Annotated in this window: 17 protein-coding genes; 13 read left to right on the forward strand and 4 right to left on the reverse strand. The window is 60.4% G+C overall.

All coding sequences use genetic code 11. The features are described 5' to 3' along the window. Window positions 1–6 precede the first annotated feature (6 nt). The 3 genes from GC088_RS09900 (at window position 7) to GC088_RS09910 (ending at window position 2,998) form a co-directional block, all read left to right on the forward strand. Window positions 7–1,023, forward strand: a complete 1,017-nt coding sequence (locus GC088_RS09900; protein ID WP_323958842.1) for an aldo/keto reductase — start codon at window positions 7–9, stop codon at window positions 1,021–1,023. Between the two features lie 27 nt (window positions 1,024–1,050). Next, the gene (locus tag GC088_RS09905) at window positions 1,051–1,938 is read left to right on the forward strand and encodes an aldo/keto reductase (RefSeq protein WP_323958843.1); all 888 of its coding nucleotides are present in this window, start codon (window positions 1,051–1,053) and stop codon (window positions 1,936–1,938) included. Between the two features lie 121 nt (window positions 1,939–2,059). Beyond that, entirely contained in the window at window positions 2,060–2,998 is a 939-nt protein-coding gene (locus GC088_RS09910) for an alpha/beta hydrolase (RefSeq protein ID WP_323958844.1), read from the forward strand. Between the two features lie 195 nt (window positions 2,999–3,193). Here the strand turns inward: GC088_RS09910 and GC088_RS09915 are convergent, their stop codons facing one another. Continuing rightward, on the reverse strand, window positions 3,194–3,715 hold the full coding sequence (locus tag GC088_RS09915; RefSeq protein ID WP_323962029.1) for a family 43 glycosylhydrolase: 522 nt from the start codon (window positions 3,713–3,715) through the stop codon (window positions 3,194–3,196). A 646-nt stretch (window positions 3,716–4,361) separates the two neighbouring features. Here GC088_RS09915 and GC088_RS09920 point away from each other — a divergent pair. The 6 genes from GC088_RS09920 (at window position 4,362) to GC088_RS09945 (ending at window position 17,164) form a co-directional block, all read left to right on the forward strand. Next, entirely contained in the window at window positions 4,362–4,604 is a 243-nt protein-coding gene (locus GC088_RS09920; protein WP_323958845.1) for a hypothetical protein, read from the forward strand. Next, on the forward strand, window positions 4,604–5,299 hold the full coding sequence (locus GC088_RS09925; protein WP_323958846.1) for a ThuA domain-containing protein: 696 nt from the start codon (window positions 4,604–4,606) through the stop codon (window positions 5,297–5,299). Before GC088_RS09920 ends, GC088_RS09925 begins: the two co-directional genes overlap by 1 nt. Window positions 5,300–5,415: 116 nt before the next feature. Beyond that, on the forward strand, window positions 5,416–6,522 hold the full coding sequence (locus tag GC088_RS09930) for a LacI family DNA-binding transcriptional regulator (protein WP_323958847.1): 1,107 nt from the start codon (window positions 5,416–5,418) through the stop codon (window positions 6,520–6,522). 111 nt (window positions 6,523–6,633) lie between these two features. Continuing rightward, a complete protein-coding gene (locus tag GC088_RS09935; RefSeq protein WP_323958848.1) occupies window positions 6,634–10,935 on the forward strand; it encodes a discoidin domain-containing protein in 4,302 nt (1,433 codons plus the stop codon). A gap of 95 nt (window positions 10,936–11,030) precedes the next feature. Next, on the forward strand, window positions 11,031–13,088 hold the full coding sequence (locus GC088_RS09940; protein WP_323958849.1) for an alpha-galactosidase: 2,058 nt from the start codon (window positions 11,031–11,033) through the stop codon (window positions 13,086–13,088). A 1,250-nt stretch (window positions 13,089–14,338) separates the two neighbouring features. Then, a complete protein-coding gene (locus tag GC088_RS09945) occupies window positions 14,339–17,164 on the forward strand; it encodes a DUF4365 domain-containing protein (protein ID WP_323958850.1) in 2,826 nt (941 codons plus the stop codon). Window positions 17,165–17,368: 204 nt separating this feature from the next. Here the strand turns inward: GC088_RS09945 and GC088_RS09950 are convergent, their stop codons facing one another. The 3 genes from GC088_RS09950 to GC088_RS09960 all read right to left on the reverse strand — a co-directional run bounded on the left by GC088_RS09950 (window position 17,369) and on the right by GC088_RS09960 (window position 20,807). After that, window positions 17,369–18,319 carry a carbohydrate ABC transporter permease gene (locus GC088_RS09950; RefSeq protein WP_323958851.1) on the reverse strand — a complete coding sequence of 317 codons (951 nt, stop codon included), beginning with the start codon at window positions 18,317–18,319 and terminating at the stop codon, window positions 17,369–17,371. Then, window positions 18,316–19,308: a carbohydrate ABC transporter permease gene (locus GC088_RS09955; protein ID WP_323958852.1), complete on the reverse strand. Its 993-nt coding sequence runs from the start codon at window positions 19,306–19,308 to the stop codon at window positions 18,316–18,318. Before GC088_RS09955 ends, GC088_RS09950 begins: the two co-directional genes overlap by 4 nt. Window positions 19,309–19,472: 164 nt before the next feature. Further along, entirely contained in the window at window positions 19,473–20,807 is a 1,335-nt protein-coding gene (locus GC088_RS09960) for an ABC transporter substrate-binding protein (RefSeq protein ID WP_323958853.1), read from the reverse strand. 186 nt (window positions 20,808–20,993) lie between these two features. Here GC088_RS09960 and GC088_RS09965 point away from each other — a divergent pair, with 186 nt between their 5' ends. The 4 genes from GC088_RS09965 to manA are packed head-to-tail and all read left to right on the forward strand — an operon-like array spanning window position 20,994 to window position 25,823. Beyond that, window positions 20,994–22,121, forward strand: coding sequence for a hydroxyacid dehydrogenase (locus tag GC088_RS09965; protein WP_323958854.1), 1,128 nt, complete (start codon window positions 20,994–20,996; stop codon window positions 22,119–22,121). Then, entirely contained in the window at window positions 22,118–23,737 is a 1,620-nt protein-coding gene (locus GC088_RS09970) for a glycoside hydrolase family 43 protein (RefSeq protein ID WP_323958855.1), read from the forward strand. The genes GC088_RS09965 and GC088_RS09970 overlap by 4 nt, the downstream gene beginning before the upstream one ends. Next, on the forward strand, window positions 23,734–24,681 hold the full coding sequence (locus GC088_RS09975; RefSeq protein ID WP_323958856.1) for an N-acetylglucosamine kinase: 948 nt from the start codon (window positions 23,734–23,736) through the stop codon (window positions 24,679–24,681). The genes GC088_RS09970 and GC088_RS09975 overlap by 4 nt, the downstream gene beginning before the upstream one ends. Beyond that, window positions 24,675–25,823, forward strand: a complete 1,149-nt coding sequence (gene manA / locus GC088_RS09980) for a mannose-6-phosphate isomerase, class I (protein WP_323958857.1) — start codon at window positions 24,675–24,677, stop codon at window positions 25,821–25,823. Before GC088_RS09975 ends, manA begins: the two co-directional genes overlap by 7 nt. Window positions 25,824–26,308: the final 485 nt, after the last annotated feature.

A 26,308-nucleotide genomic window follows, 5' to 3' on the forward strand; every position in this document is an offset into this window, starting at 1 on the left:
AGAGACATGCAGCAACGAACACTAGGCCGAACCGGAGTTTCGGTAAGCCCGCTTTGCCTCGGAACCATGATGCTCGGCCCGTGGGGGAACGACGATGAGGCCGCTTCGGTTCGTATCATTCACCGCGCTCTGGAAGCTGGAGTGAGTTTCATCGATACCGCCGACGTTTACGGTGAAGGCGCATCAGAGGTAATCCTAGGGAAAGCACTCCAGGGGCACCGAGATGATGTGGTACTCGCGACGAAGTTTTTCAACCCGATGGGAGAAGGCGCTAACCAGCGTGGCGCGTCGCGCAGGTGGATCATGCGCGCGGTCGAAGACTCCCTCCGCCGACTGGACACCGACTACATCGACCTTTACCAGCTCCACCGCCCTGACCCGACCGTGGACATAGAGGAAACACTGGGCGCGCTCACCGACCTCGTGCGGCAAGGCAAGATCCGATATATCGGTTCGTCGTCCTCCACCGGATCTCAAATCGTCGAGGCTCAGTGGGCAGCAGAACGGCGGAACCTTGAACGCTTCGTCACCGAACAGCCCTCGTATTCCGTACTGGCCCGTGAGATTGAGAAGGACGTCCTTCCCACGGCGAGGAAGTACGGCATGGGCACTTTAACCTTCAGCCCGCTGGCCGCCGGTTGGCTCTCCGGATCGTGGACGAAAGACTCAGCGCCCACCTCCGACGCACGCAAACGGCTCGCGGCGAGGTTCGACATGTCACTGCCCGGCAACCAACGCAAACTTGCCGTCGTCGAACAGCTGCAGGACGTCGCACACGATGCGGGGATCACGCTGATCCAGCTCGCTATCGGCTTTGTGCTGAGCAACCCCGCAGTCACTTCAGCGATCATCGGCCCGCGCACGATGGAACAGCTTGAGGGAGTCCTCGCGGCGGTGGACGTAACGCTAACCTCCGAAGTCCTCGACGCGATCGATGAGATTACGACTCCGGGCGTGACGATCAATCCCTATGACACCAACATCGGCGCAGACTCACTCGTTCCGCAACTTCGACGGCGCTGACGTCACCATCCGAAAGGACCAGGACCAATGACTTCAACAATCGTTCTGAACAATGGGATCGAAATGCCCGCGATCGGGCTGGGAGTCTTCCAGACTTCGCCCGATGAAACAGTGGACGCCGTCACCGCGGCACTGGAGCTGGGTTACCGGCACATAGACACGGCAGCCGGCTACGGTAACGAACGGGAAGTGGGACAGGCACTACGACAGTCAGGGCTCGATCGCCACGAAGTGTTCATCGAAACGAAAGTATGGATTACCGATTACGGTCTCGAAGCGACCCAACATGCTTTCGACAAAAGCGCAGGGAAACTCGGTCTCGAGGTCATCGACCTCTTGCTCCTTCACCAGCCCTTTCCGACACAATTCGACCGCACAATACAGGCGTACAAGGGGCTTGAGCAGCTCCTTGCCGACGGGAAGGTTCGCGCGATCGGCGTCAGCAACTTCGCCCCCGAACACCTCGAACAACTCCTCGCGGAAACCGATGTAATCCCGGCGGTGAACCAGATTGAGCTGCACCCCTACTACACGCAGCCTGATGTACAGCGCGCCGACGCCGAGCACGGCATCATCACCCAGGCATGGTCGCCAATAGGCGGAATCACCTTCTACCCAGGTTGGGGCGAGGGCCGCACCAATGTCATGCAGGACCAAACCATAGCCGCCATAGCCAATACCCATCGCAAATCTCCCGCTCAGATTATGCTCCGCTGGCACCTGCAGCAGGGCCGCTCCGCAATCCCCAAATCGGTGCAACCCCACCGGACCAAGGAAAACTACGACATATTCGACTTCGAACTGAGCGCACAGGACGTCGCCTCCATTGACCGGCTAGATCAAGGAATCCGTCGTGGTCCGGAACCTGCGAGCCTCACTCTCGAAACAGCAGGCTTCGAGATACCCGAAGCCTGAGTTCCCACCGAATCCAGACCGTGGATACTCCCGCCCCCAGAGAGCAGCATGGACAAGGCTGTCCGGCGCCCCTCCCGCCGCCGAACACCGCAGCGGCCATCACCAACGCAAGGAGACATCAATGACTTCCAACATCGGTCACGTTCAGCTCCCGGGCCTCGCTTGGGAGATCGCCGCTGATATTCACTTCCCGCCCGGATTCGATAAATCACGCCGGTACCCGGCAATTGTCAGCGCCCACCCGATCGGCAGTTGTAAGGAGCAGACCGCCGGGGCTGTGTACGGGGCTCAGCTGGCTCAATCAGGTTTCATAGTCCTTGTCCCCGACGCAAGCTTCCACGGCGGAAGCGGCGGCGAGCCGCGCTTCATCGAGGACCCCACCATGCGCGTACAGGACTTCAGCTACGTCATCGACTATCTTGTGACCCTGCCCTACGTGGATGAACAGCGTATCGGGCTTGTCGGTATCTGCGGAGGCGGCGGTTATGCGGTGAATGCGGCGATGACCGAGCGCCGCATTCGCGCGCTCGGTACGGTAGTTGCGGCTAATTACGGACGGATGATGCACGAGTCTCCCATGAACTGGGACCCGATCGGCGCCCTCGAAGCCATCGCCGCCCAGCGGACCGCTGAGGCGCGAGGACAGCAGCCCCGCATCGACGACGCGCTTCCCTCCTCTCCAGAGGAGGCCCAGGAAAAAGGGCTGACCGAAATCGATCTGTACGAAGCGACCGAATACTACCGCACCGATCGCGGGCGGAAACCCAGCGGAGACAACCTCTCCCTGTTCTCCCGCCAAGCTACCGCTGTCGGTTGGGACGCCTTCCACCGGGTGGAAGTTCTCCTCACCCAGCCCCTTTGCATCGTTGTGGGCGACAAGCCAGGGGCGTGGGGCTCGTACCGCGACGGTGTAGAGCTGTACCGACGTGCAGCTTCACGCCACAAGGAGTTAGTCGTTGCCGAGGGATACTCGCATTACGATCTCTACGACCAACCCGAGCCGGTGAAAATTGCACTTGATCGGCTCGTACCTTTCTTCAAACAGCACCTCACTGACTGAGGGCCAACGCGCACCCTTTCGCGCCTTGAGGGCAAGAGGCGCTGTCATGGTTCAGGAGCGGACCGTCTTCAAGTGGCAGGACCGCACAGTTAGAGATTGTTTCGGTCCATCGACCTCCGGATTGGTGAATCCCGTTGTCCGGCTGGGCCAACCGCACCTGGCAGGGCGGCTGAACACCCTTGGAGGGACTTGGGCTCAAGAAAAGCTGCCGGAGCGGGGGTCAATGGTCCATTCGTCGCGCCACTCAAGTTGAGCGATGCCGTCATGGATGTGAAGAGGGAGCCACACCGGGGCAGAATGAAAGAGGTCGTTTCTGTCCCAGCGGTCGCCGACGTAGACGTAGCTTGTCGTACTAGCTCCGTTGATCGGAACCACGGTGGAGATTTGCGAGTCGTACGTTGCCGAACCAGATGGGGCGAAATCGCGCCAATCGCTCCAGGGGCCGGCTGGGGATGGTGCAGTTGCATACTGGTTATCGTTTGAGGACCAGCCGGTGAGTTCTGAGCCGAAGAGGTAGTAGCGGCCATCGACTTTCGCCATGGCCGGTGACTCATATCCGTGAGGCCCGAGCGGGTAATTCCTGTCAGCGCTCAGGGTTGTCGAAACTACTTCCTCGATGGACAAATAGTCTGCCGCTAGTAGGTATATGTGGAGGACGTGGTCGCGGTCCTCACTGAGGAGGTAGCCGGAGCCGTCGTCATCGGCGAAGACACCAATGTCGCGAAGACACCAATGTCACGGCTGAGATTGCCCAGAGGACGCTCAGAACGCAAGTACCGGTAAGGGCCCTCGGGCCTCTCCGCGATAGCCCAGCCCACCCGAGCATCGGAATAATCCTCTGCATCCACGTGGAGAAACATCACGTAGATGCCTGCCGGGTTCCTCAACACCTTGGGCCGCTCAACCACGCGACCCGGTAATAAGTCCGGAATATCCGGGCACACCGCCAGGGCATGTCCATGACTCGTCCAGGAGGCCAAGTCCGGAGATGAGTAGCAAGCCACTCCCCCGAAACTTCCGCCATTGCTTTTATCCTCACCCCACGCGAAGAACCTGTCGCCGAAGCGCTGGATTCCAACGCCATGCAGCTGCGCAACCTCCCCGTTTTGGTCGAGGAAGAGCTTCCCCGGTGAAATCTTCCCGCGCTTTGCATACGAGTGCATTGATGCCATTTCTCTTAGAGCCACGATTGCGAGGCCGCCCGGGAGCACGACAACGGCGCCTACATGGCAGTCGAGGAGCCGGAATCGGGAGCCGACCGAGCACAAAACCTTGACAATCCTAGCGCTATGTAACTAGTTTCACTACTGTATTGGCTGCGGGAGGAAGCACTGAACGGCGCAGTAACGAAGGGTAGGGGCTGATGCACAGCGAGACGTTTTCGGTGGACTCGGTCGAGGAACTAGAGGCGAAACTCAACGCGGCTATCGAATCGGCCGCCACAGCGGCACAAGGCCGCTCGCGGCAAGGAGTGCTTGTAACCCGGCACAGCTACTCATGCTTTACCATTTCGCTCTCTGAGGAGGTTCCCTTCGGGCAGATCCGGGAAGATGACAGGACCGACCAACACGGAAAACCTTCTGCTGAAGCCAGCGAGCAGGCCTAATGGCGCGCATCGACATCATCTCTGGCGGCCAGCGCTATGCGGACCCGTGGCATCCCTTCAGCGCAACATCAAAGGCGATGGCTGGCCTACTGGCCACGCGCGACCACCATGTAAGCATCTCCGATAACCCCGACAAGGCGTTCGCTGGACTGGTCGACGACAGTGCGCGCCCTGAGCTCCTGATCGTGAATATCGGCAATCCAGCCGACGGGTTGCCGACACCGGAGGCCGCCGAAGGCATCAAAACCTACACTGGAGCAGGCCATCCATTGCTGGCCATGCATTCAAGCCTGACGGCGTTCCCCCAGTGGGATGAATGGGAAGAGGTACTCGGGGGCCGGTGGGTCCGCGGGGTCAGCATGCACCCACCGAAAGACAAGGCCAGCATTCGTATTCTTCCTAGTGGCCATCCGGCCGCACAAGGCATGCCACCTGCCTTCGATGTGCACGACGAACGCTACAGCTACCTGCGCACTGAGCCAGGGGTGCATGTTCTTGCCGAGCACGACCATGACGGCCTATCCCACCCTTTGGTGTGGGTGAATCAGCAGGGGTCGAGCGAAGTGGCCTGCGATGCGCTGGGCCACGACGAGGACTCGTATTCAGCTCCTGGCCGAGTTGCCCTTTTGCTGTCGGTGGTCGATTGGCTACTCAGAGAACGGCAGGCAGACCGGCCGGCCGAGTCGGAGGTTTAGCCGGGGTCCTCTTCCCCCTTGCTCCAATTAGCAGTGCCTATAGTGAGCTCTGACTTTGGAATTTGATTGAAGCGAGATCGCTCTGAAACTAGTTGAACGTCGGATAGCATGAAACTGTGTCACAAGCGGAAGCCCCGGGCGCTGAGATCGTGTCTCAGCGGGTGAAGCGCCGCGGCCCCGCTCCTGCCAGCCGCACCAACCTGAGGGCAGTTGCCCAGCATGCAGGTGTTTCGGCGGCGACCGTATCCAGGGTTCTTGCGGACTCTGAAAGTGTCCGCCCTGAGACCCGCGACAAGGTGCTCCGCTCGGTTGCTGAACTTGGGTACGTAGTGAACGGGCTCGCCCGGGCGATGACCGGCCGTGGAAAGCAGATCGTGGCGTTCCTGGTCAGCGAAATGGTCGGTCCGTCCTTCGCGGCCCTGGCCAACGGCGTCGAACAAGTCGCATCGGAGAACGATGCCATGTTCGTTCTGTGCACTACCCACGGCGACGCGGAACGAGAACTTGAATGGGTCACCCTGATGGCGCAGCAGAGGGCGGCAGCAGTCCTCCTCGTGGGCGCTTCCCCCATGGGCGAGCAGCACACGTCCAGGCTAAAGCGCTACCTCCAGGAACTGGACCCGGTGGGCACCAGACTCATACTCTGCGGGCACCCACCCTCGCCGGACCTGCCCCGGATCGCCAGTATCTCCTACGACAACCATGGCGGAGCCTACGAATTGACACGCCACCTGACGGACCTGGGGCACCGGAAGATCCTCTTCGTCGGCGCAGAACCCAACCAGTCGACCGTCAGCGACCGCCTCGCCGGTTACCAAAAGGCCCTGGCGGATGCTGGAATCGCTGCGGATGACGAGTTGATCATCGGCGGCCCATTCACGATCGATGGCGGTTACGACGGCATCACTCTCGCCATGAATCGGAACCTTGACTTCACGGCGGTGTTGGGCGCCTCTGATGCCGTGAGCATTGGAGCGTTGCGGGCCCTGAAGCAGGCCGGGAAGGCCGTCCCAGGGGATGTTTCCCTTGTCGGCATCGATGACGTACCTCTCACTGCGGACCTGACTCCGGCCTTAACCACAGTTCACGTTCCCTTCGAAGAACTTGGAAGAATGACCGCTGCGGTCGCCCTGGGTCTAACGGGAGAGCAAGCCGAGCACATCGAATTGAAGACCGAACTGGTCATTCGAGAATCAACAGGACACCCGCCCGTCACCGAGTGACTGAGGTCACAATTTTCCGCCTCAGTACTTGACCTTGACCGACGATGTAACTAGTTTCTTTAACGGCGCTGTCCCATCTCGGCGCAAACCCAAACTTCTAGGGAGAATGCAATGCGGCAATTTTCCATCGGTGGCGGCGGCACAGACGTCGCCCCTGAACGGCCGAGTAGGGCCAGTCATCGAGGCAGGCCTCGATCCTCCGCAAAGGCCCTTCTGGCCGGCGCCCTCACGATGATCTTCGGAGTCGGTCTCCTGGCCCCCCTACCGGCATCGGCCGAGGAAACGGAGCAGCAGGCTCTTCCTGCCATCACTGAAACGGTAAGCGCAGAAGGATTTGCCCATCCGGGCGTGGGCCTGACCGCCGACCACCTGCAGAACGCGCAGGCCCAGGTGAAGGCCGGTGTCGAACCGTGGGCAAGCTACTACGAGGCGATGGCGCAGACCAAGTACGCGGCACGGGACTATGTTGCCGAGAACCAGGGCCCGACGGACGACCAGCCGAAAAGCGATGCCTACAACCAGGTGTCCATGCGCTCAATGGCACACACCGACAGTCTGGGCGCGCTGACACAGGCTCTCATGTACGTGATGACAGGTGATGAGACTTACCGCGCCAACGCTCTGCACGTGATCCGCACATGGAGCAGCCTCGACCCGGCCAAGTACCAGTACTTCAACGACTCGCACATCCACACCGGCGTGCCGCTGTATCAGTTCCTCACGGCAGCGGAAATCCTCCGCGCCACCGACCCCGTCAATGACTCCCTCGACGGTTACGACCTGCGGTGGACAGAACGCGACCAGCAGCGCGCAGAAGACAACATGGTCCGCCCGACGATAGAGACTTTCCTCTTCTCACAGAACCGGCTGTGGAACCAGCACCTCTACGGCGTCATCGGCATGGTGGCAGGTGCCATCTTCCTGGACGATCCGGAACTCTACGCTGAGCGCGTCGAATGGTTCTCCGTGAACGCCACCTTCGAGCCCACCGGAACCATCAACGGCGGTGACGTCAACGGTGGACTGGCCTCAGTCATCCGAGAAATCAAGGCAAATAACCCGCTCAACCCGTACGGCCACGACTTCGTTCAGCTCGTTGAGATGGGCCGGGACCAGGCTCACTCAGAAGGTGACATCACCACCCTGACCGCCATCGCCCGCATGGTGAACAATCAGGGCACCCTCCTTGACCCCGTGCACGGCACCGTCTCCGACGCACCGGACGCAGTTACTCCCTACGCATTCCTGGACAACCGCCTCCTCGAAGGCGCAGATGCGTTCGCTCAGTTCATGATGGGCGAGGAAGTGCCCTTCATCGACGTCTCCGGAGGCTCCAGCAAGCTGTCCCAGGCCTACCGCGGCCGGCTGCGCGACATGCTCAGCGAGCTGTACTACCAATACAGCTACGTCGAAGGCATCGACGTGGCAACTGAAGCTCCCTTCCTGGCCGAACTGCACGCGAACAGCGATGGCCCGCTCTACTACTACGGGCCAAAGGTGGAGAACTTCTGGAACCCGCGCGGCTCCGACTTCACCGGCGCAGAATACTGGGCCGCTTTCCCCGCCGAGCTGGCGCAGCAGGACGTCCAGGTGCCGCCACTGGCCGACTCTGCTGAAGTGCCGGTGAACCGTTACGGCCACGTCGTCGGTTCAGACGCCAAGCACATGGACTCCGAAGAAGAAAGCTTCATCCGGCTGCAGTCCAAGAAGGACGATGCCACTGTCGCTGTCCGCCGCATGGTCTGGTCCGATACGAAAACCACTTCGCTGGTGGGCATCCGCGTGCGCACCAAGGGCCACGCCGTCCTGCAAGCCAAGAGGACTGCCACCTCCGAGCCGTTCGCCGAAATCTCACTGCCGGACACCCAGGGCAAGTGGACCTACGTCTGGCTTGACCTGGACTCAAGGAAAATACCCAGCAGCCAGATTGGCGAGAACATTCTCTACCTGCGAGCCGAGGGAAACACACCTCAGGTGGACATCGCAGGCGTCCTCAGCCAAGCAAACGGGATCCTGACCCCTCCTGTGTTCGCAGCCTCACCGCGGCTGAACCTGGTCGCTGTCGCCGGCGAGCAGCTCTCACACAAGATCTCAGTTACCGACCCCGACTCCACCCCCTCGCTCAGCCTGCAGGGCGAACCGCGCGGCGCATCGATCAATGCGGACGGTGTTCTGACCTGGACCCCCGGTGCCGGGGCACCTGCTGAGGACATCCTCGTCATCGCCACGGACGGAAAGAGCACCACAACACTGCCCGTCGGTATCACGGTGGCAGCTGACCGCAGCGGCGCGATCGACACGATTCTGGCCGACCTGCAGGAACCGGCCCATTACACGACGTCGACCTGGCGCCCAGTGGAAGCGGCCAGGGATGCCGCTACCGCAGCGATCGGCACCGCAGACACCGCCGGCTTCTACAAGCTCCTGGAGGAGCTGCGGCTAGCAGTTGAGAGCCTCGAAGAACTGAACCCACGCCTGTCTGATGGATCCTTGGACTTCACCCGAACCGCGACCTCCCCGCAGATCACCAACTCCGCGTTGGCAACCCTGACCGACGGGTCCAATCAGACCACCTGGGGCGACCAGCGAGTCCTGTCCGCGGTGCTCGACTTCGGCCCTGCCTACCGGGTGAGCGCTGACCGCTTCGGCTTCCTCGCACGTGATACGTTCACCAACCGCGCCGAAGGCACGAATGTCTACGGTTCAAACGACAACGCGAACTGGACGCTGCTCACCGAACAGCCCAACGTCGGCCGGGACGATGAAATCGAGTACATCAACGTCCGCGAGGAGGTCAGGGACGAAAGGTTCCGATTCCTCAAGCTGCAGGTCGACGAACCCGGTGTGGCAAGCGACCCGCTCTTCCCCGGCATCTGGACTCTCTCCGAATTCCGGATCGACGGTTCACGATCCGAAGCGGTTGGCATCATGGACACCGTCACTGTGGGATCACCCGATGCAGTTGCCGGCCGAGTAGTGGCCGGGGACGTGGTGGAAGTGCGCTTCACCGGGGAAACCGGGAACACCAACGTCTCGACCAACATCCTTGGCAAGCCCGCGACCGTAACTGCGGAAGGCCCCGGCTCCTGGGTTGCACGACGCACGCTCGGGGAAGGCGAAGGCGTAGGGTCGCTGGTGTCCTTCAACATCAACTTCACCACCCCTGACGGACGCACCGCAGACCCTGTGTCAGCATCCACGGACGGGTCCTCCCTGTACGTCTCCACGGACTCCGGACTGGTCGACTCAGCCTTTGCTGAGGCGAAGGTGACCAGCCCCGACCTGGTATCGAGCAGCACCCACGCGACTGATGCAGCCAAACTATTCGACGGCAATGCTGCCTCCTTCACGGACACCCGTCTGCACAGCGGAGCCCACGCACTCACCTGGGACTTCGGGCACGGCGGCTCCGTGCAGCTCGACGCCGCCGAGATCCTCGTCCGTCAGGACGGCTTCGGGATCTCGCGCATCAAGGACCTGCGCCTCGAGGGCTCCAACGACGGCCGCACCTGGTCTCGTCTCACTCCGGCTCCGCCGAAGGGGACGCTCGCGTGGCAGCAATGGGTAATCCGAGATACCGCTCAGTACCGCTACGTGCGCCTCATCAATGGGGACATCATGGGAGTTGCCGAGCTGCGGCTGTACGGTGAGCACACTCCCCCGACTGCCCCTATCAGTGGTGTGGCGATCAAGTCCTCCGGACCCGTAAGCAACTACGCGGTCGCAGGAGACACGGTGACGCTGGACGTCACGACCCGCGAACCCCTTGAGGGTCTCACCGCGGTCGTCAACGGTGTGGCAGCCGAGCCCGTCGAAGCCGTCTTCACCCCAGTGAACGGGGATCCGCTCCGGCAGCAGGCATCCGTCCCCGTTTCTGAAGCGCAAGCCGGGTCAGATGTGACCTTCCAGATCAGCTACACGGGAGCATCGGGAGAACCGATGAGCTCAACCACCAACGACTCATACGTGAGGCTCGGAACAACTCAGGGCCATCTGGGCGACGTTACCGCGAAGGCCAAGATGATCACCCTGACGGGTGCTGACGACACCTCCACCGTCGCCCGCCCACGGAACCTGTTCGATAACAACCTCGCGACCGCCACCGATGCGCGCGTGGTGAACGGTTCTGCGGACATCATCTGGGACTTCGGTGCTGCGAAGGTCTCAGTCGATCGAGCGGAGCTGGCAGTGCGTCAGGACAACTTCGGTTTGACTCGCATCAGCGAGATGCAGCTCATGGGCTCGAATGACCTCACCACCTGGACTCAGGTCGCCGGAACCCCGCAGAAGACCCTTCGCTGGCAGGACCTGCCGACAGGTGACGGGGCAGGAACCCAGTTCCGCTACCTGCGCCTGACCAACAGGACCATCCTCAACGTGGCCGAACTCAAGCTCTACGGAACGTTGCAATAAGCCCGAACCCATCCCCCGACATGACGGCGGCTTCTGCTCCTGCGGAAGCCGCCGTCATTCATGCCCCCAAGCCCGCACCTAAGGAGCTGGTAAGAATGACCCACATCGAGTGGAAAACCAACGGCCTGTACATACGGCTGGCCGCACCCTCGGATGCTCCCATCTCACTGGAGTACCTGGCCCCGTCTACAGCGGACTCTTCACTGATCCGGGGCTCGCAGTCCCTAGTGGAACTTTTCACCTCGCGCGAGCAGCGCGGAAGGACAAGCCAGGGTTACGTCCGCTCGGCGGTGGGCGATCGGCTTCGCTACCAGGAACACAATGAAGGCACGTACGGGTCGGAGCAGGTCCTGACGATCCGTCAGCGCGACGACGACACAGGGCTGGAGGTTGAAACCGAACTCTCGGTGCCAGATGACGCAGCAGCCGTGACCGTGCAGCACACCGTGCGGAACTCCTCTGACTCCACAGTCACCCTCACAGCCGTATCGTCTCTGTCCGTCGGCATCGGTGAGCACGAAGACATCGCCAATGAGCTCGATCTGCTGTGGGGTGAAAGTGAGTGGCTGGCCGAAGGCCGGTGGCACGAGGTGCCGCTCCGGTCCGTTGTCCCCAGACTGGGACTGCCGATCCATGCCCAGAACGGCCGCGGCCGGTACAGCCTTACCAGCCATGGCGCATGGTCAACGGGCGAGTTCCTTCCGATCGGCGTGATGACCGAACGCACCTCCGGCCTGGCGTTGGCCTGGGAAATCGAAACAAGTGCAGGATGGCATTGGGAGTTGGGACAGGGCCTCGACGGGCTCTACCTGAGCGCCCTCGGACCCACCGACATCGAGCATCACTTCGCGACAAGCATCGCCTCCGGCGGACAGTTCACCTCTGTACCAGCCACGCTGGCGGTATCGTCGGCAGGCCGTGACGGGGTCGTAGCGGAGCTGACTGCCGCACGTCGTGCACGACGGCGAGTTCGTCCCATCGATGCGACGCTCCCGGTGATCTATAACGACTTCATGAACACACTGATGGGCGATCCAACCACCGAAAAACTCCTCCCCCTCATCCAGGCGGCCGCGGACGCTGGAGCCGAATACTTCTGTATCGACGCCGGCTGGTTCGCCAAGGATGCAACCTGGTGGGACAAGGTCGGCGAATGGAGGGAGGACCCCGAGCGGTTCACCGGCGGTCTGCGCGCAGTTATCGATTCCATCCATGCACGAGGAATGCGCTCGGGACTGTGGCTGGAACCGGAAGTCATCGGCGTCAACAGCCCGATAGCCGACAGCCTGCCTCGCGAAGCGTTCTTTATCCGCCACGGTGAGCGCGTCGTGGAAGACCGCCGCTACCACCTCGACTTCAGACACCCTGCCGCCCGCGAGCACCTAGACCGCACCGTCGACCACCTCGTAGCCACCTACGGGATCAGCATGCTCAAACTCGACTACAACATCAACCCAGGGGTGGGAACCGACCTCGACGCCACCGGGGCGGGAGAAGGGCTGTTGGGTCATACCCTCGCCTACCGGGACTGGTTGCTCTCCCTGTACGAGCGGCACCCCGACCTGCTCCTAGAGAACTGCAGTTCAGGTGCCATGCGGATGGACCAAAACTTGCTGGCGGTCACTCATCTCCAGTCCACGAGCGATCAACAGAACTACGAGCTGTACCCGCCCATTGCCGTCTCCGCTCCCCTAAGCCTGCTACCCGAACAGAGTGGCAACTGGGCATACCCCACCCCGGAGATGACCCAGGAGGAAACAGTCTTCGCGATGGCTTCGGGCCTGGCCGGCCGTCTCTACCTCTCCGGATTCCTGCACACGCTCCGTCACGAGCAGCAACAACTCGTGGCCGAAGCAGTGGCACTGCACAAGGCATGGCGCGGCAACCTCAGCCAGTCATCTGCGCGCTGGCCGCTCGGGCTGCCCGGGTGGGATGACAACATCCTGCTGGTGGAACTCGAGACGGCAACCGATGCCCTAGCCGTCGTCTGGTCGCGCGGAAGCGGCGAGGAAATCGAGCTGCCCTACGCAGCGATGGATCAGGTTTACCCTGCTGCCGAACCGGCCTGGCGAATTCGGTACACGCCTCAGGGCCGTGCTCTGCTGGATGTCCCAGACGGGCGCTCTGCAAGGGTCTTCCGCGTCCGCCGATAACGCCATACCGGAGAGCCGCCACCCTGTGAATAACGGGATGGCGGCTTCGGATTCAGCAGCATCACGTGCCCACTTCTCGTGCTTACTGAGCTAGGGAAGGTCGCCCCTATAACCTGAGTGGAGATGCGGGAAGAGGTTGCCGGAAGGATTTGGGGAATCGTGCCAGATGTATGGGGGGCCAAGTGGTGGGACGCTTGGCAGGCCTTTGGAACCATTGGCGCTGTAGCCATCGCACTCTTGTTGGCGCTCTACGAAGGCGTACGGGCCCGTCGAGCGGAGAAGACGCTTACTACTGAGCGACGGCAACGACTGGAGTCGGACAGGTTCGCAACAGCAGCCTTGGTCTCGGCGTGGGTGGAAACATGTTACGTACCGTCACCAGACGGAACGCATTACCTTCGTCGGGGAACCCTTCACTTAGCCAATGAAAGCAACGAACCAGTATTTGACGTTCACGTGACCGTTGGAATTGGCCAACCTGCTACCCAAATTGGCCCGCTCTCGGTTCCCACCCCAATCCCAGTACTCCCCCCTCGACGCCACCGTTCTTGGGACATATCACTTGGCTTATTGGCCTTTGGCGGAGGACTGCAAATCCCCTCTGAACCCCTTGCGAGGGTTTGTTTTTCTGACGTCCAACAGGTCCGCTGGAAGCGTGATTTCCAGGGTCAGCTCAGCGAGTTAACCGGCGGGGAGCCGGACCAGAGGCCAAGCGAGGATGAAGGACTTCGACAACTGGGGGATCCCTTCAACTCCTTCAGTCCCATATGGACCGCCATGGCGTTCCTAGAGCTCATTCGACGCGACGACCCTCCGGCGACTGCTTCTGAATTGGAGCCCTACTACGCAGAGAACGCTACTGGTTGGAAAACACTTGACGACTCTGCCGTTCGAGCAATCGGCGAGGAACTCGCCGATTACGGCATGGCAGCGCACGTTTGGTACCCAGCGCCCCAGGTGGCGTATGTACGGCTGGTCCATGAGGAAGACCAGAAGTTCCTTCCTTCTGCCGCTGGCTACGTTGAAGTTCGAGTTCAGATTATTACGCTCGTATTCTATGCAGGGCTCGGCTGGCGAATCTTCAGCGTCGGAGCCGGAGCCACCGAACCTGACTGGATTGAATTTCCTCCCGGCGCCATAGCAGACGATCCTCGGCAACCTGGTTCGACGGAAATGCCTCCATCCCGCTAACTCTTCAATCTCCCTTCTGATGAACCACCGATCCGGCTGAAGTATTTAGGACTAACCAAATGACAGAAGTTCCGCACAAACTCGCCGCCGGCAGCATGGGCGAATCCGTAGCGCGAGTGGTATTTCAACGTATTGGTTGGGCTCCCCCGGCGAAGATAGACCAAGACATCGGCGACGATCTGATCACATTCGCACGCGATCGGTCCGTCAGCGACGAGCCCTCGAAGACCTACGATCTCAGCGCACCAGTATTTTTGCAGGTGAAAGCGAGCTATACGGAGTACGACAAGCCAACTCATACGGTGAACGGGAGAGAAGGCTGGTGGTTCTCCGAGTCGGACACTGACCACTTTGATCACTGGCTGATGTTCGGTCTTCCATACCTTTTGGTACTTGTCGACCTTACGAAGGAGCTTGCGTACTGGACCCACATCACCGGTTCTGAGATCAAGGCGACGGGGAAGGGGCGCAAGGTATTCGTGCCTTCCGACCAGCGCGTAGAGGAAGCATCACTTGAGGCGTTGAACGCGATAGCAACAGGGCATCGGTCATCGTCCTTGGAAGGCAGCGCTTGGGCGGGAGTGCTTGAGAACCTCGTGCCAGCGGCACGCCTTCGCAATGCCCTCGTCATGCCCCGTCTTGTCGCGCCACACCCCAATCGTCAGCCCAGCAAAATAAGCTACGAGCAAGCGACCGCCATGCTTCTTCGCAACCGCATCAATGACCTTAGAGATGCTTCGGAGAAAGGCTTATGCCCGGCCCCCGACGCGTGGAAACAGCATCGGCAATGGGGCTGGAGATTCGTCGGTGCCCTCCGCACCCTGATAATGGACGAGGATCGTTCAGAGCTCGATGAACTGTCCTCTGCCTCAGCACCCAAGAGGCTGACGTTTGAGCGGGATGCCTGCAATATCGTCAGAGCTTGTTCAGCTCACGCCGAAGGACACACTGCTGAAGCAGTGCAGCTACTCGACGTGCGTCCTAACACCAAAATCGCCGATAGAGGATGGATGCATGCGCAGCGTGCACACATGCTCTTCGAGCTAAACGAATCAAGAGCAGCTGCCAAAGCCGCTCAGGACGCTCTGATCACGCTCAGATCTCTAGGAGGAGACCTTTCGGTCAGCGCAATTAGAGGCGGTTGCGCGGCAATTTTGTACTCCCTTGCAGAGCTGGGAACAGGTGATTTAGAGGGGACTGTAGCCGCACAGGACAACGCCGTTTCTTGGTGGCGTGCACAGGACACAAGCTACGCTCTGACTACAGCGCTGAACGATAAATTTAGGGAGTGGTCGGATGATGGTTCCGTCACGTTCAGGACGGTCGACCCTATAGATGAGCTGAACACGGCAGCGCTTAACGCCGCGTTCTCCGCCAACTGGAGCAGCTGGCGTCATCTTTCTTTTCTTATGGCTCAACTCGTACTCACCGGAACCAGGGATCCGGAGTTTGCTCAAGAGGCTCTGGCACTAATCGCCCATACCGGCCAGAAGAAGGCAGCAAAAGCGGCAGCACGTCGGCTATGGATTGGGGGGCCGCTAGATGCACTGCGAGGAGCCTCGTCGCGCTTAGCTGGAGAGGACTGGTCAAGGCGCTCAGAGGGTGCAGTCATGGGGATACTCGCCCATGGAGGTGACCTGCTATCACCGGAACTTGCAGACAGTGCGGTGGCCCGCATACTCGATGTGCTGCGAGCTGATGGACCGGTCCGTCAGCTCGGTCACGAATGGGCCGATCGCTGGAGTGAGATTGGTGCCGCCCTTAGCAGGCTCCTGTCTGCTGCGTCAGAGAAGTCCCACCGCGCTTGTGCCGACCTTATATGCTCCCACTTCGCAGAATCATGGGGGCATGCGACAGCTGCGATTCGCATAGCAACACATCTAGACTTTTCGCTTTTGGAAGGCGAAGTAGCCCAGAAGGTTTGTGATGTTGCCCTGATGCGCGACGATGCATGCCGTTACGAACTGCTTGAGATCCTTGCCCCGCAACTTCCGGCAGCGATGGAGATGTTGCGGAACTTCGCCAGTGACGGAGTAACGTCAGCTATTCACAGTCTTCTCGTGGTCGATCCAACCGCGGCCGAACATTATCAGCAGCTGGGCAGGTCTGCAGCAGTCGCGGTTGAGAAGGCAGTTGTTGCCGCGAGAGGCGTTGAAGGCAACCTCGTCTACAGCTACGGCGACTTCGATCACTTGCATGACCTCGCTGTGGCAGCTTTGAAGACCGAGAACGATCAGCTTTGGGAACAAGTCCTATCCGCGCTCCATGCCAACGTCCTTCCGACGGACCAGTTGTTCAGAACTTTGGAACTACTCGCCATTCGTTTCCGAGACCTTCCTGATTTCGTTAGAAAGCGGGTCGCCGAGATCGCGCCAGAGCTGTCCGCGGTGAAGAGTCTTCTCGCTCACGACGCTGACTCTGCCCACAACGCTGGTTTCAGAGCGGCGCTGACTGCCCTTCAGATAGCTACTGGTCAGTTCACGGAGCATGAAGTGCTCATCAGGCTCTTGCAGTTCCGGCGAGATGATCCAGCCAACTTCGCTAGACTTCTCAAATTCTGGAATAGCCCTCAGAAGTTATCTCTTCTAGCCACCCTGGCAGCTGACTCGAATCCGCAAGTGCGCGCCCATGCCGTTTACGCGCTAATCGACTTCGCAGACGAACGGGCTGAGAATGTAGATGAAATTGGCGTTTTAGTTGTGGTCGCACTAGGTCTAAGTGAGGGAAGCCTGATGCACAACGCTGCAGCATCAGCGCTCAATGCTTCGAACAAACAAGGCCTTCAGGAGGTTCGCGCTGTCCTGATGGCGCATCCATCCGCTCTGATCCGGAATAAGGTTGTACCCTCGCACTTGACCGATGATAACCGTGAGAGCGTAAGTTGATCTTTCAGCCGGCGCCTACCAGTAGTGGCCGGCCACTTGGGGACCGATGCACTAGCCGCATTCTCTTCAGAAACGTGTGCCGAGGCGTGGGTGCGGTTCACTCACCAGATCGTTGCGATTTCACGATGCAGTATTGAGCGCTCGGGGACAATGAAAGCCGCCGTTCCCCGCGTAAGGAACGGCGGCTTTCGCTTGAACGGATTGCTACTTCAGCGCACCGAGCGACACACCAGACTTCCAGAACCTCTGCATGGCCAGCATGAAGACAGCGAGTGGGATCACGGCCAGCAGCGAGCCGGTGATTACGAGAGCGGTGAAGTCGAACTCGCTGGCTGCGTTGGTCTGGCTCTGCACGAGCCAGTTGTACAGACCCAGGGACATGGTCCACTTGTCCGATCCCTGCAGCATGGTCAGGGGCAGGAAGAACCCGTTCCAGGAGCCGACGAACGCCAGCAAGAAGATGGTGGCGCCGGCGGTGGTCAGCATACGGACGACGATCTGGAAGAAGATTCTTACTTCACCAGCACCGTCGATTCGTGCTGCTTCGATCAGTTCCGGCGGGATCGCTCCCTCGATGTAGACCTTGGCGAGGTACACGCTGAAGGGCGATATGAAGGTTGGGATGAGGACCGCCCACACGGTGTTGACCAGTCCCACTTCGGAGAAGAGGAGGTACAAGGGCAAGGTGAGCATTGCGTAGGGGATGAGGAATGAGCCGATGACCAGTGCCAGGGAGAGCCGCTTGCCGGGGAATTCGAAGCGGGCCAGCCCGTAGCCGGCGGCGATCGCGATGATGGTTCCGACCAGCGAGCCAACGCCTGCGTAGAGCAGGGAGTTGAGAGTCCAGGTGATGAATACGCCGTTCTGGTACTCGAAAATCTGGCGCAGGTTCTCGAACAGATTGAATTCGGCGAACAGCAATCCGCTGGTGCTGATCATGTCTTGCTGGTTTTTCGTCGCTGAGACGATCAACCACCAGACCGGTGCAACCGAGTAAATGAGGAACAGCACCAGCCCGACTAGGACCAGCAGTCGGGAGGCGCGGCTCGATTGCGCGCCTGCGGGCAGGTCGTCGTCTGCTGGCCTCTGGCGCTTGATTTTTTTGCTTGCGAGGGCTGTCCCGCTCAACGGGGTGGCGGTTGTTGTCGGGGTCATGCCTGTGGCCTATTCGTGAGTTTGTAGAAGAGCGCCGACGCCGCGCCGACGACGATTGCGAGGATGACGGAGAGGGCAGCGGCGTAGTTGTAGTTGCCGGCCGTGAATGCCTGGTTGAAGATCATCATGATGGGCGTGAAGTTCGAGCTGACCGTTTCCGGCGAACTGACACGGAAGATCAGCGGCTCATTGAAGATTTGCAGCATGCCGATAATCGAAAGCATCCCGGTCAGTACGAGAGCTGACCGCACGAATGGCACCTTGATGGACAGGGCGATGCGCAGTTCGGAGGCTCCGTCTAGGCGGGCGGCTTCGAACAATTCCCTGGGCACAGAACGCAGGGAGCTATAGATGATAAGCATGTTGAAGCCGATGCCGCACCATGTCAGCAGGTTGCCGATGGACAGGAACAGGAGGTCCGGTGAGAAGAAGTTGAGGTCCGCGCCGAGAGCCTCCCCGGCCTGGGTAAGCGGGCCGAGCCGTGGCGAGTAGAGGTAGAGCCAGATCAGCGCGGCGACGATGCCTGGGATCATGTAGGGGATGAGAAGTCCCATCCGGAAGAAGGCGACCTTGCGGCCGTGCATGGCGTCCAGCAGCAATGCCATCACCAGGGACAAGATGAGCATCAGTGGGATCTGGACGAGGGCGAAAATGGTCACCCGCAGCATGGAGTCCCAGAAAACCGGGTCTGCGATACCGCGAACGAAATTGTCCGCTCCGACGAACTCGGTGACTGCTCCGCCTAGACCCGCGCCGGATTTGCGTTCTGAGTAGAAGCTCTGCACCAGCGCGTAGATGAACGGGAGTGCGAAGACGGCCAGGAACCCGGCGAAGAAGGGTGCGGTGAAGAGAAAACCTTTGAGCCCTCGTGCTCGGTTCCAACTGAGTCCGCGCTTCCGGTTCCGAGCCACCGGTTCCTTCCGTGGTGCTCTTGCCGGCCGGTGTGAGCTGAGGTCAGCCGGCCGGTCGCGAACGGTCTGCTTGCTCATCGCGCGACCGCCCCTCCGCGGCTTATGGGCCTTTCGCCGCCGAGTGTTTCGCTGAACATACTTGCTCCTTCGCAACTGCCGGGATGATCTCACCCCGGATGAATCCTTGTTCTGTTTGGTAGCTCGGCGGTGTGCTTTACTGAACACACCGCCGAGCTAAGGCTTTACTCCGTGACGGAGATGCCGCTTTGTTCGAGGTCCTTGACGATCCAGTCCTGCATGAATGGCGCGATGTCGGCGACCTTGATCTCGCCGGCGACGGCCTTGCCCCACTGGTCGGCCAGAACTTCGAATGCTGCAGCGGTGTTCGGGCCGTAGGTCCAATCACCCTTCTGCGTCTCTACAGCGTTCTGCACCGTCGGCTCCCATGAATCCGTGTGATCACCGAGGAGTTTTGTGGGTTCAGTTTCGTCGATGAACGGAGCAGGGTCCGCGACGGCGGGGAACCAGCCGGCACCCTCGATCTGGTTGGCCAGGAGGGCGACTGCCTCCTCATCGGTGGCCATCCAGTTGGCGAAGAACGCTGCAGCCTCGGGATCCTCACACTGGGTCTCGATGCCGTACACCCGGGTGAAGGACACGTTTGCAGGGTCCTCGCCCTCGAAGGTCGGGTTGGGGGCAGCTTCCCACTCTCCCAGTCCGGAGGTCAGGTTGTTCTGCATGCCGGCGGTCTGCCAGGTGGACAGCTGCCGGGAGGCGATTGCGCCGTCGTTGTATTCCTGCATCATGGCTGCGTACTCGGCGTAGGAAATGCTTTCGACGATCTCATTATCGATCATCTGCTGAATGGTGTCCGCGGCACGGGACGTAGCTTCGCTGTCGACGTCGACCTTCCAGCTGTCGCCTTCCAGCTGCCACCACTGCGCGCCGGCCTGCCAGGCAAGGTAGACAAAGGTGGTGTAGTCCTCAGGAGCCAGGTTGTAGATCTTCGAACCGTTCTCGTTCAGGACCTTGCCTGCCTCGATGAACTCTTCCCACGTGGTCGGGTACTCCAGGCCAGCTTCCTCGAAGACACGTGAATTGAAGAGCATGAATGCGGGGATGCTAGCTGCCGGAAGACCGAAGGTTTGCTCACCCAGGGTTACAGCATTCCAGGCGTGCTCTGAGTAATCGGCCTGATAAGGCGTTGCAACCTCAGTGACGTCGGATGCGATCTCATCGGACACGAACGAAGTAAGCTGCTCTGTCTGCGTGTCGAAGACACAGGGCGCGTTACCCGCTGCGTGAGCGTTGCGCAGTGCGGTCGCCAATTCCATGTCGCCGGCCTGCTCGGTGAACTCGACGGTGATGGTGTCTTGCTGTTCGTTGAAGAGCTCGACAACAGGCTCCAGCTGCGGCTTGCTGCCCCAGTACTGAATCGTGACCGGCTCGCCCTCGAAGGCAGTTGGAGCTTCCTGGGCCGGTGTGGCCGTTCCACCACCGGCGGAGCAGCCAGCCATGGAAAGGGCCAGGGTGCCGGCGAGCCCAGCGGCCCACCAACGCGTCTTTGCGTATTTCACTACGTCTCCTAAAGAAATCTGGGGCTCATTGTCCCAGCGGATCGCCTCGTTATAAGTGAGTTTGTCGTCCCTCGGAACCGCTAGTGACTTCCTTGCGGTTTGAGCGATTCCCTTGACTCTACGACACAATGTAACTAGTTTCAATAGCAGCGAAAAAATTCATTTCCCCAACTAAGGAACCGCACCATGACCAGTTCCGACCCTGTACTCGCTGTCACTGGATCTGCACTAGATCAAGCCGTGACGAGTGTTGGCGAGCAGGCTCAGCACCTCACCACGACGGCGTCGTCGTGGGAGTCCGCAGTGCCCACCCAACGAGCCAAGACACTGACGGCCCCGCGTGGTGTGCTCGTCATGGATCCCCCCGTACTGGCCCACTACCTGTTCGGCGAGGACCTTAGCCTCCTGCGCGGGACGCTCACACTGCAGGCCGACGAGGTCCTAAGCCACTGGGAATCCGAAAGCGCACGGACAGCACTGCGCGATGCCGAAGTCATCATCACCGGCTGGGGTTGTCCACGACTGGATGAAACATTGCTTGATTATGCGCCCAACCTGCAGGCCATCCTGCACGCCGGCGGCCGAGCCAGCGACATCACCACCCCTGGTCTTCGTGCCCGCGGGATTCGGTTGACCAACGCCGGTGACGCAAACTCCCTACCCGTCGCCGAGTACACGCTCGGCATGATCCTGCTGGCGAACAAGCGGTTCTTCCAAGCGGTGCGGGAATACCGGGCACGCCAGGAGCGAATCGACCGCGAAGCAACCTTCCCGGAGGCCGGAAACTTCCGGCGCACAGTAGGCATCGTCGGTGCCTCTCGCATCGGCCGCCGGGTCATGGAACTGCTCGCCCCGTTCGACTTGGACATCGTCCTCTACGACCCCTATGTCACAGCACCCGAAGCCGGGCTGATGAACGCACGGAAAGTGTCCCTCGAGGAACTCATGGCCATCAGCGACATCGTTAGTATCCACGCCCCGCTGCTTCCCAGCACCGAAGGACTGATCTCTGCTGAACTGTTGGGGGGAATGAAGCCCGGGGCGACACTGATCAACACCGCCCGCGGTGAACTGATCGACCAGGACGCACTGCTGGACGTACTTCAGGCCAATCGCATCAGCGCGGTACTGGACGTTTCCACGCCGGACCCCCTGCCCCCGGCTCATCCCCTCTATGAACTGCCCAACGTCCTTCTCACGCCACATATCGCCGGATCGGTCAGTGGAGAGCTCGGTCGCATGGGAGAGCACCTTGTCGAAGAGCTGAAAAGGTTCGCCCGCGGGGAGCGCTTCGCCGCCGAAGAACTCCTATGATCAGCAACCCGATGATCCGAGGCTTCGCACCGGATCCTTCCATCCTGAAACGCGAAGACACCTACTATCTAGCCAACAGCTCGTTCGAGTGGTATCCGCGGATCCCTATCCACCGTTCCAAGGACTTGGTGACCTGGGAATACGCAGGATGCCTTGACGGTCCTGACCTCGGGCTGACCTTGACCGGTGTGCCGGATTCCGGTGGAATCTGGGCGCCCTCCCTCAGCTTCTCGGAGGGCCTCTTCTGGCTCACCTTCAGCGTCATCTATCGAATGGGAAACGGCGCCAAGGAACTTCGAACCTTCGTGACCACCTCCGAGGACATCGCCGGCCCCTGGCGCCAACCGACCCGGGTGCCCGGACACGGCTTCGACCCCTCGATCTTCCACCATGACGGCAAACACTGGTTGCTCAACATGCAGTGGGACCCGCGACCTGGACACAACAGCTTCGCCGGTATCACCCTGCAACAACTCAACCGCGACGGCACCGACGTCATCGGCACCCCCAACCTCATCCATCAGCGCGAAATGCTGATCGAGGGTCCCAACCTTTACTACCACGACGGCTGGTTCCACCTCATGCTCGCCGAAGGCGGAACAGGGCCACGACACGGAATCGCCATGATGCGTTCCCGCTCAGTCCTTGGCCCGTACGAACCCGATCCGCAGCACGCCCTACTGACCACCCGGGACGACCCGGCCCATCCTCTGCAAAAAGCCGGCCATGGCGAACTGGTCCAAACCGCGGACGGACGCTGGTACCTCGTGCACCTGGCCAGTCGGTGGCTTGAATCACCGACCGGGCCCCAGTCCATCCTCGGCCGCGAAACGTGCATCCAGGAGGTTTACTGGAATGACGAGGGCTGGCTACGGCTTGCCGCAGGCGGTTGGCACCCCCAACTCGAAATCACTTCGCTAGGCAGCGACGAACCGACACAAGCGTGCCATGACGCGGCACTAGACGCGGACCTCACCGCCCTCACCTGGCCTTGGAGCTCACTACGCCGCACCATATCCCCGGAGTGGGCAGATACCTCTTCCCGACCCGGCTGGCTCAGATTGACTGGCGCAGACAGCCCCGACTCGCTCTTCGAGCAAAGCCTGATCGCCCGCCGGGTGACCGAGCACAACCTCAGCGCGAGCGTGCTGCTTGACGCCGAACCTCGAACGTTCACCCAAGCAGCGGGACTGACCTTCCACTACAACACCAGCGCATGGTTCTTCCTGCAGCTGACCTGGATAGAACCGCCAGGTGAAGACCCAGCTGGACAGCAGTGGAACGAGCGCGGCTCATACACCCTTCGCCTGCTGATGCGGGACCAAGACACACTCCGCTACGTCGCTGACCCTGTCCTCCTCGGCCAGGGCCCGGTCCGTCTCCACGCCGAGCTCCGCGAAGGCGACCTACGGTTCTTCTGGAGCACCCAAGACTCCGATGACCGCAAGCCGATCGGACTGGATTGCGACGGAAAGATCCTTTCCGACGACCACGGAGACAAACTCCGATTCACAGGCTGCTTCGTCGGCATCCGGGTGGACGACCACACAGGAGAAGGCTTCACCGCCGACTTCTCCGACTTCACCTACTCAGCCAAGGAGAAGCCGCTGCCATGACCTACATGATCGGTCTGGACATCGGAGGGACCAAAACCCACGCCGTGAAATTCGACGGCAGCACAGCAGTCAACGAAGCATTCGCAGGCAGCGCAAACGTACAGAACACCACCCGGGAAGAGGCCTCGAAGAATCTCGCACAGGTCTTCAACCTCTTGGCAACCTCGGACATCGACTCAGTATGGGTAGGAGCAGGAGGCATCGACACTCCCGAGGACGCTCAGGCGCTGACCGAATTGATCCGCCCATACAGCCACGGCGCGAACATCACGGTCGTCCATGACTCACGGCTCATACTGGCAGCAGGAGGAACCGACACAGGCATCGCCGTCATCGCTGGAACCGGGTCCGCTGTATGGGGTCTGAACCATGCGGGGCAGCAGGTCCGTCGGGGCGGATGGGGCTATCTGCTCGGCGACGAAGGAAGCGGCTACTGGATCGGACGCGAAGCTATCCGATGGAGCCTTCGACGGATGAATGAGGGCCACCCTCCCGACGAGCTGACCACGCAAATCCTCGCCCAACACCGCCTGCACAATCCCAACCAAATGATCGCTCTATGTCACGCCAGAAACGGCGGAAGACATCTCATCGCCGGCCTGGCCAGACAAGTTATCTCCTGCGCAGCCAAGGGGCACCGACGCAGCCTCGAAATCCTCGTCCAAGCCGGTCAAGACCTCGGTGAACTCGCTGCTGAAGCAGCCGACCAACTGCGCATGCCAGGCCCGGTAGTTATCGGCGGAGGGGTGGCAGAACACAGCATCATCCTCCAGTCATCCTTCCGAGCGAGTCTGGACAACGCAGGAATCCACGACGTACGCGTCCTCACAGCACCACCCGTCTACGGGATACCCAGATTGGCTAGGCACGGAAAAAGCGCCAGCCCCAGTGCCAGGACTTGTCCCCAGGAACCGCTATCAAGGACTAGGTCAACGACATGCTGATCCCCATCGCCAACGAGCCGCTGAACTACAACTGGGGCTCACTGACAGCCCTCTCCCAAATCTTAGGAAGAAAGCCGTCCGGACTACCCGAGGCAGAACTCTGGTTGGGCACACACGACGGTTCCCCGACGCGCGTTGTAGATCGATCCGATGACGGCGACGCCCTACTCTCCGAATGGCTGACCCGGCACGACCCCGCAACCGCGGGAAAGCTTCCCTTCCTGCTCAAGATCCTCGCCGCCGAAAGCCCGCTATCGCTGCAGGTCCACCCGAACAAGGAACAAGCACAGGAGGGATTCGAACGAGAAAACAGGGAGGGCGTCCCACTCAACAGCCCAGCGCGAAACTACAAGGACAACGCTGCGAAACCGGAAATCATCGTGGCGATCAGCAACCAATTCCATGCACTGGCCGGGTTTCGATCCGCGAAAGAAACAATTGCAGACCTCACCTCCTTCGACGACAGAACCACCACCGCCCTGGCACCGCTGATAAGGCTCCTGGCGAAAGGTCTGAAACCCGCTGTCGAATGGATACTCCTCGCCGACAGCGCAGAAGTCGAGGAACCACTGGCGGCTTTGCTTGACGCCGCCCACGCCCAGGAACCGGATTCCACTACCCGGCTGCTTGCCTCCAAATACGCGCAAGACAGGGGTCTGCTGCTCGCTCTCCTACTGAACCGCGTCACCCTGCAACGCGGAGAAGCGCTTTTCCTGCCAGCTGGCAACATCCATGCCTACCTACACGGCGTAGGAGTTGAGCTGATGGGTGCATCGGACAACGTACTAAGAGGCGGACTCACGACCAAACACGTCGACGCAGCCGAACTGATTAGCATCGTCGACTACAAGCCGACGAACGATAGCAAACTCGAGCCCGTCCCGTTGGGCAGTGGTGTATATGCCTACCGACCAGACAACGTCGGTTTCCAACTCATCCGGGCTGACGGATCGGCCGAAACCAGGATCGTCCTCACCGGACCAACCATCGCCATCTGTCTTTCCGGCGAAGCTCGGGTGCGCACCACGAAGGCTTCACACGACATAGCACAGGGCCAAAGCCTGTACCTCTCATCCGAGGAACAAGCGGTCACACTCAACAAGGGTGCAGAGGTGTTCCTCGCCATGGGCGAAACACTCTAAAAGGGCCAATGCACGTTCAGTCGAGCTAAGACGGAATACCAGGAATCAAGGTCTCGCGAGAATCTTGTTCTCGTGCAACGGCTGGGCTAAGTACCGCAGCATGAAGACCGAAGGGAGGGACCGTCTCACGAGCTAGAGATTGGCGGACCTACGGAACTTCCTCCCCCAAGACACTGAACACGCCGGGCCAAACTGTCTCATATGTCGTCTCACGTCAGCTGTCTTACAAGTCCTTGAGGACTGGGTGGGACCGTTGCAACGCCTCTCACCAGCAACGATCGAACATCGTTCCAATTCCCTCGAATCGGGTCGGAACAAGCGGTACGGGTGGTGCATACCTGGACAAGTGGCTTGGGTTCGCGCAGACAATCGCAGACAATCGCAGACAACCGGGGCGACAACCAGCAAGTGGCCACACAGTCGAACTCACCATACTTACTGCATTCTTCGTTCTCACAAGACCACATCATGTAGCCCTCACAGTG

This window comes from Arthrobacter sp. JZ12 (assembly GCF_035189165.1).
Classification (GTDB): Bacteria; Actinomycetota; Actinomycetes; order Actinomycetales; family Micrococcaceae; genus Arthrobacter_D.

What these genes read in the sequence shown, in the direction of transcription:
- GC088_RS09900 (WP_323958842.1), top strand. Translation starts at nt 7, where the DNA reads ATGCAGCAACGAACACTAGGCCGAACCGGAGTTTCGGTAAGCCCGCTT.
- GC088_RS09905 (WP_323958843.1), top strand. Translation starts at nt 1,051, where the DNA reads ATGACTTCAACAATCGTTCTGAACAATGGGATCGAAATGCCCGCGATC.
- GC088_RS09910 (WP_323958844.1), top strand. Translation starts at nt 2,060, where the DNA reads ATGACTTCCAACATCGGTCACGTTCAGCTCCCGGGCCTCGCTTGGGAG.
- GC088_RS09920 (WP_323958845.1), top strand. Translation starts at nt 4,362, where the DNA reads ATGCACAGCGAGACGTTTTCGGTGGACTCGGTCGAGGAACTAGAGGCG.
- GC088_RS09925 (WP_323958846.1), top strand. Translation starts at nt 4,604, where the DNA reads ATGGCGCGCATCGACATCATCTCTGGCGGCCAGCGCTATGCGGACCCG.
- GC088_RS09935 (WP_323958848.1), top strand. Translation starts at nt 6,634, where the DNA reads ATGCGGCAATTTTCCATCGGTGGCGGCGGCACAGACGTCGCCCCTGAA.
- GC088_RS09940 (WP_323958849.1), top strand. Translation starts at nt 11,031, where the DNA reads ATGACCCACATCGAGTGGAAAACCAACGGCCTGTACATACGGCTGGCC.
- GC088_RS09945 (WP_323958850.1), top strand. Translation starts at nt 14,339, where the DNA reads ATGACAGAAGTTCCGCACAAACTCGCCGCCGGCAGCATGGGCGAATCC.
- GC088_RS09950 (WP_323958851.1), bottom strand. Translation starts at nt 18,319, where the DNA reads ATGACCCCGACAACAACCGCCACCCCGTTGAGCGGGACAGCCCTCGCA.
- GC088_RS09955 (WP_323958852.1), bottom strand. Translation starts at nt 19,308, where the DNA reads ATGAGCAAGCAGACCGTTCGCGACCGGCCGGCTGACCTCAGCTCACAC.
- GC088_RS09965 (WP_323958854.1), top strand. Translation starts at nt 20,994, where the DNA reads ATGACCAGTTCCGACCCTGTACTCGCTGTCACTGGATCTGCACTAGAT.
- GC088_RS09970 (WP_323958855.1), top strand. Translation starts at nt 22,118, where the DNA reads ATGATCAGCAACCCGATGATCCGAGGCTTCGCACCGGATCCTTCCATC.
- GC088_RS09975 (WP_323958856.1), top strand. Translation starts at nt 23,734, where the DNA reads ATGACCTACATGATCGGTCTGGACATCGGAGGGACCAAAACCCACGCC.
- manA (WP_323958857.1), top strand. Translation starts at nt 24,675, where the DNA reads ATGCTGATCCCCATCGCCAACGAGCCGCTGAACTACAACTGGGGCTCA.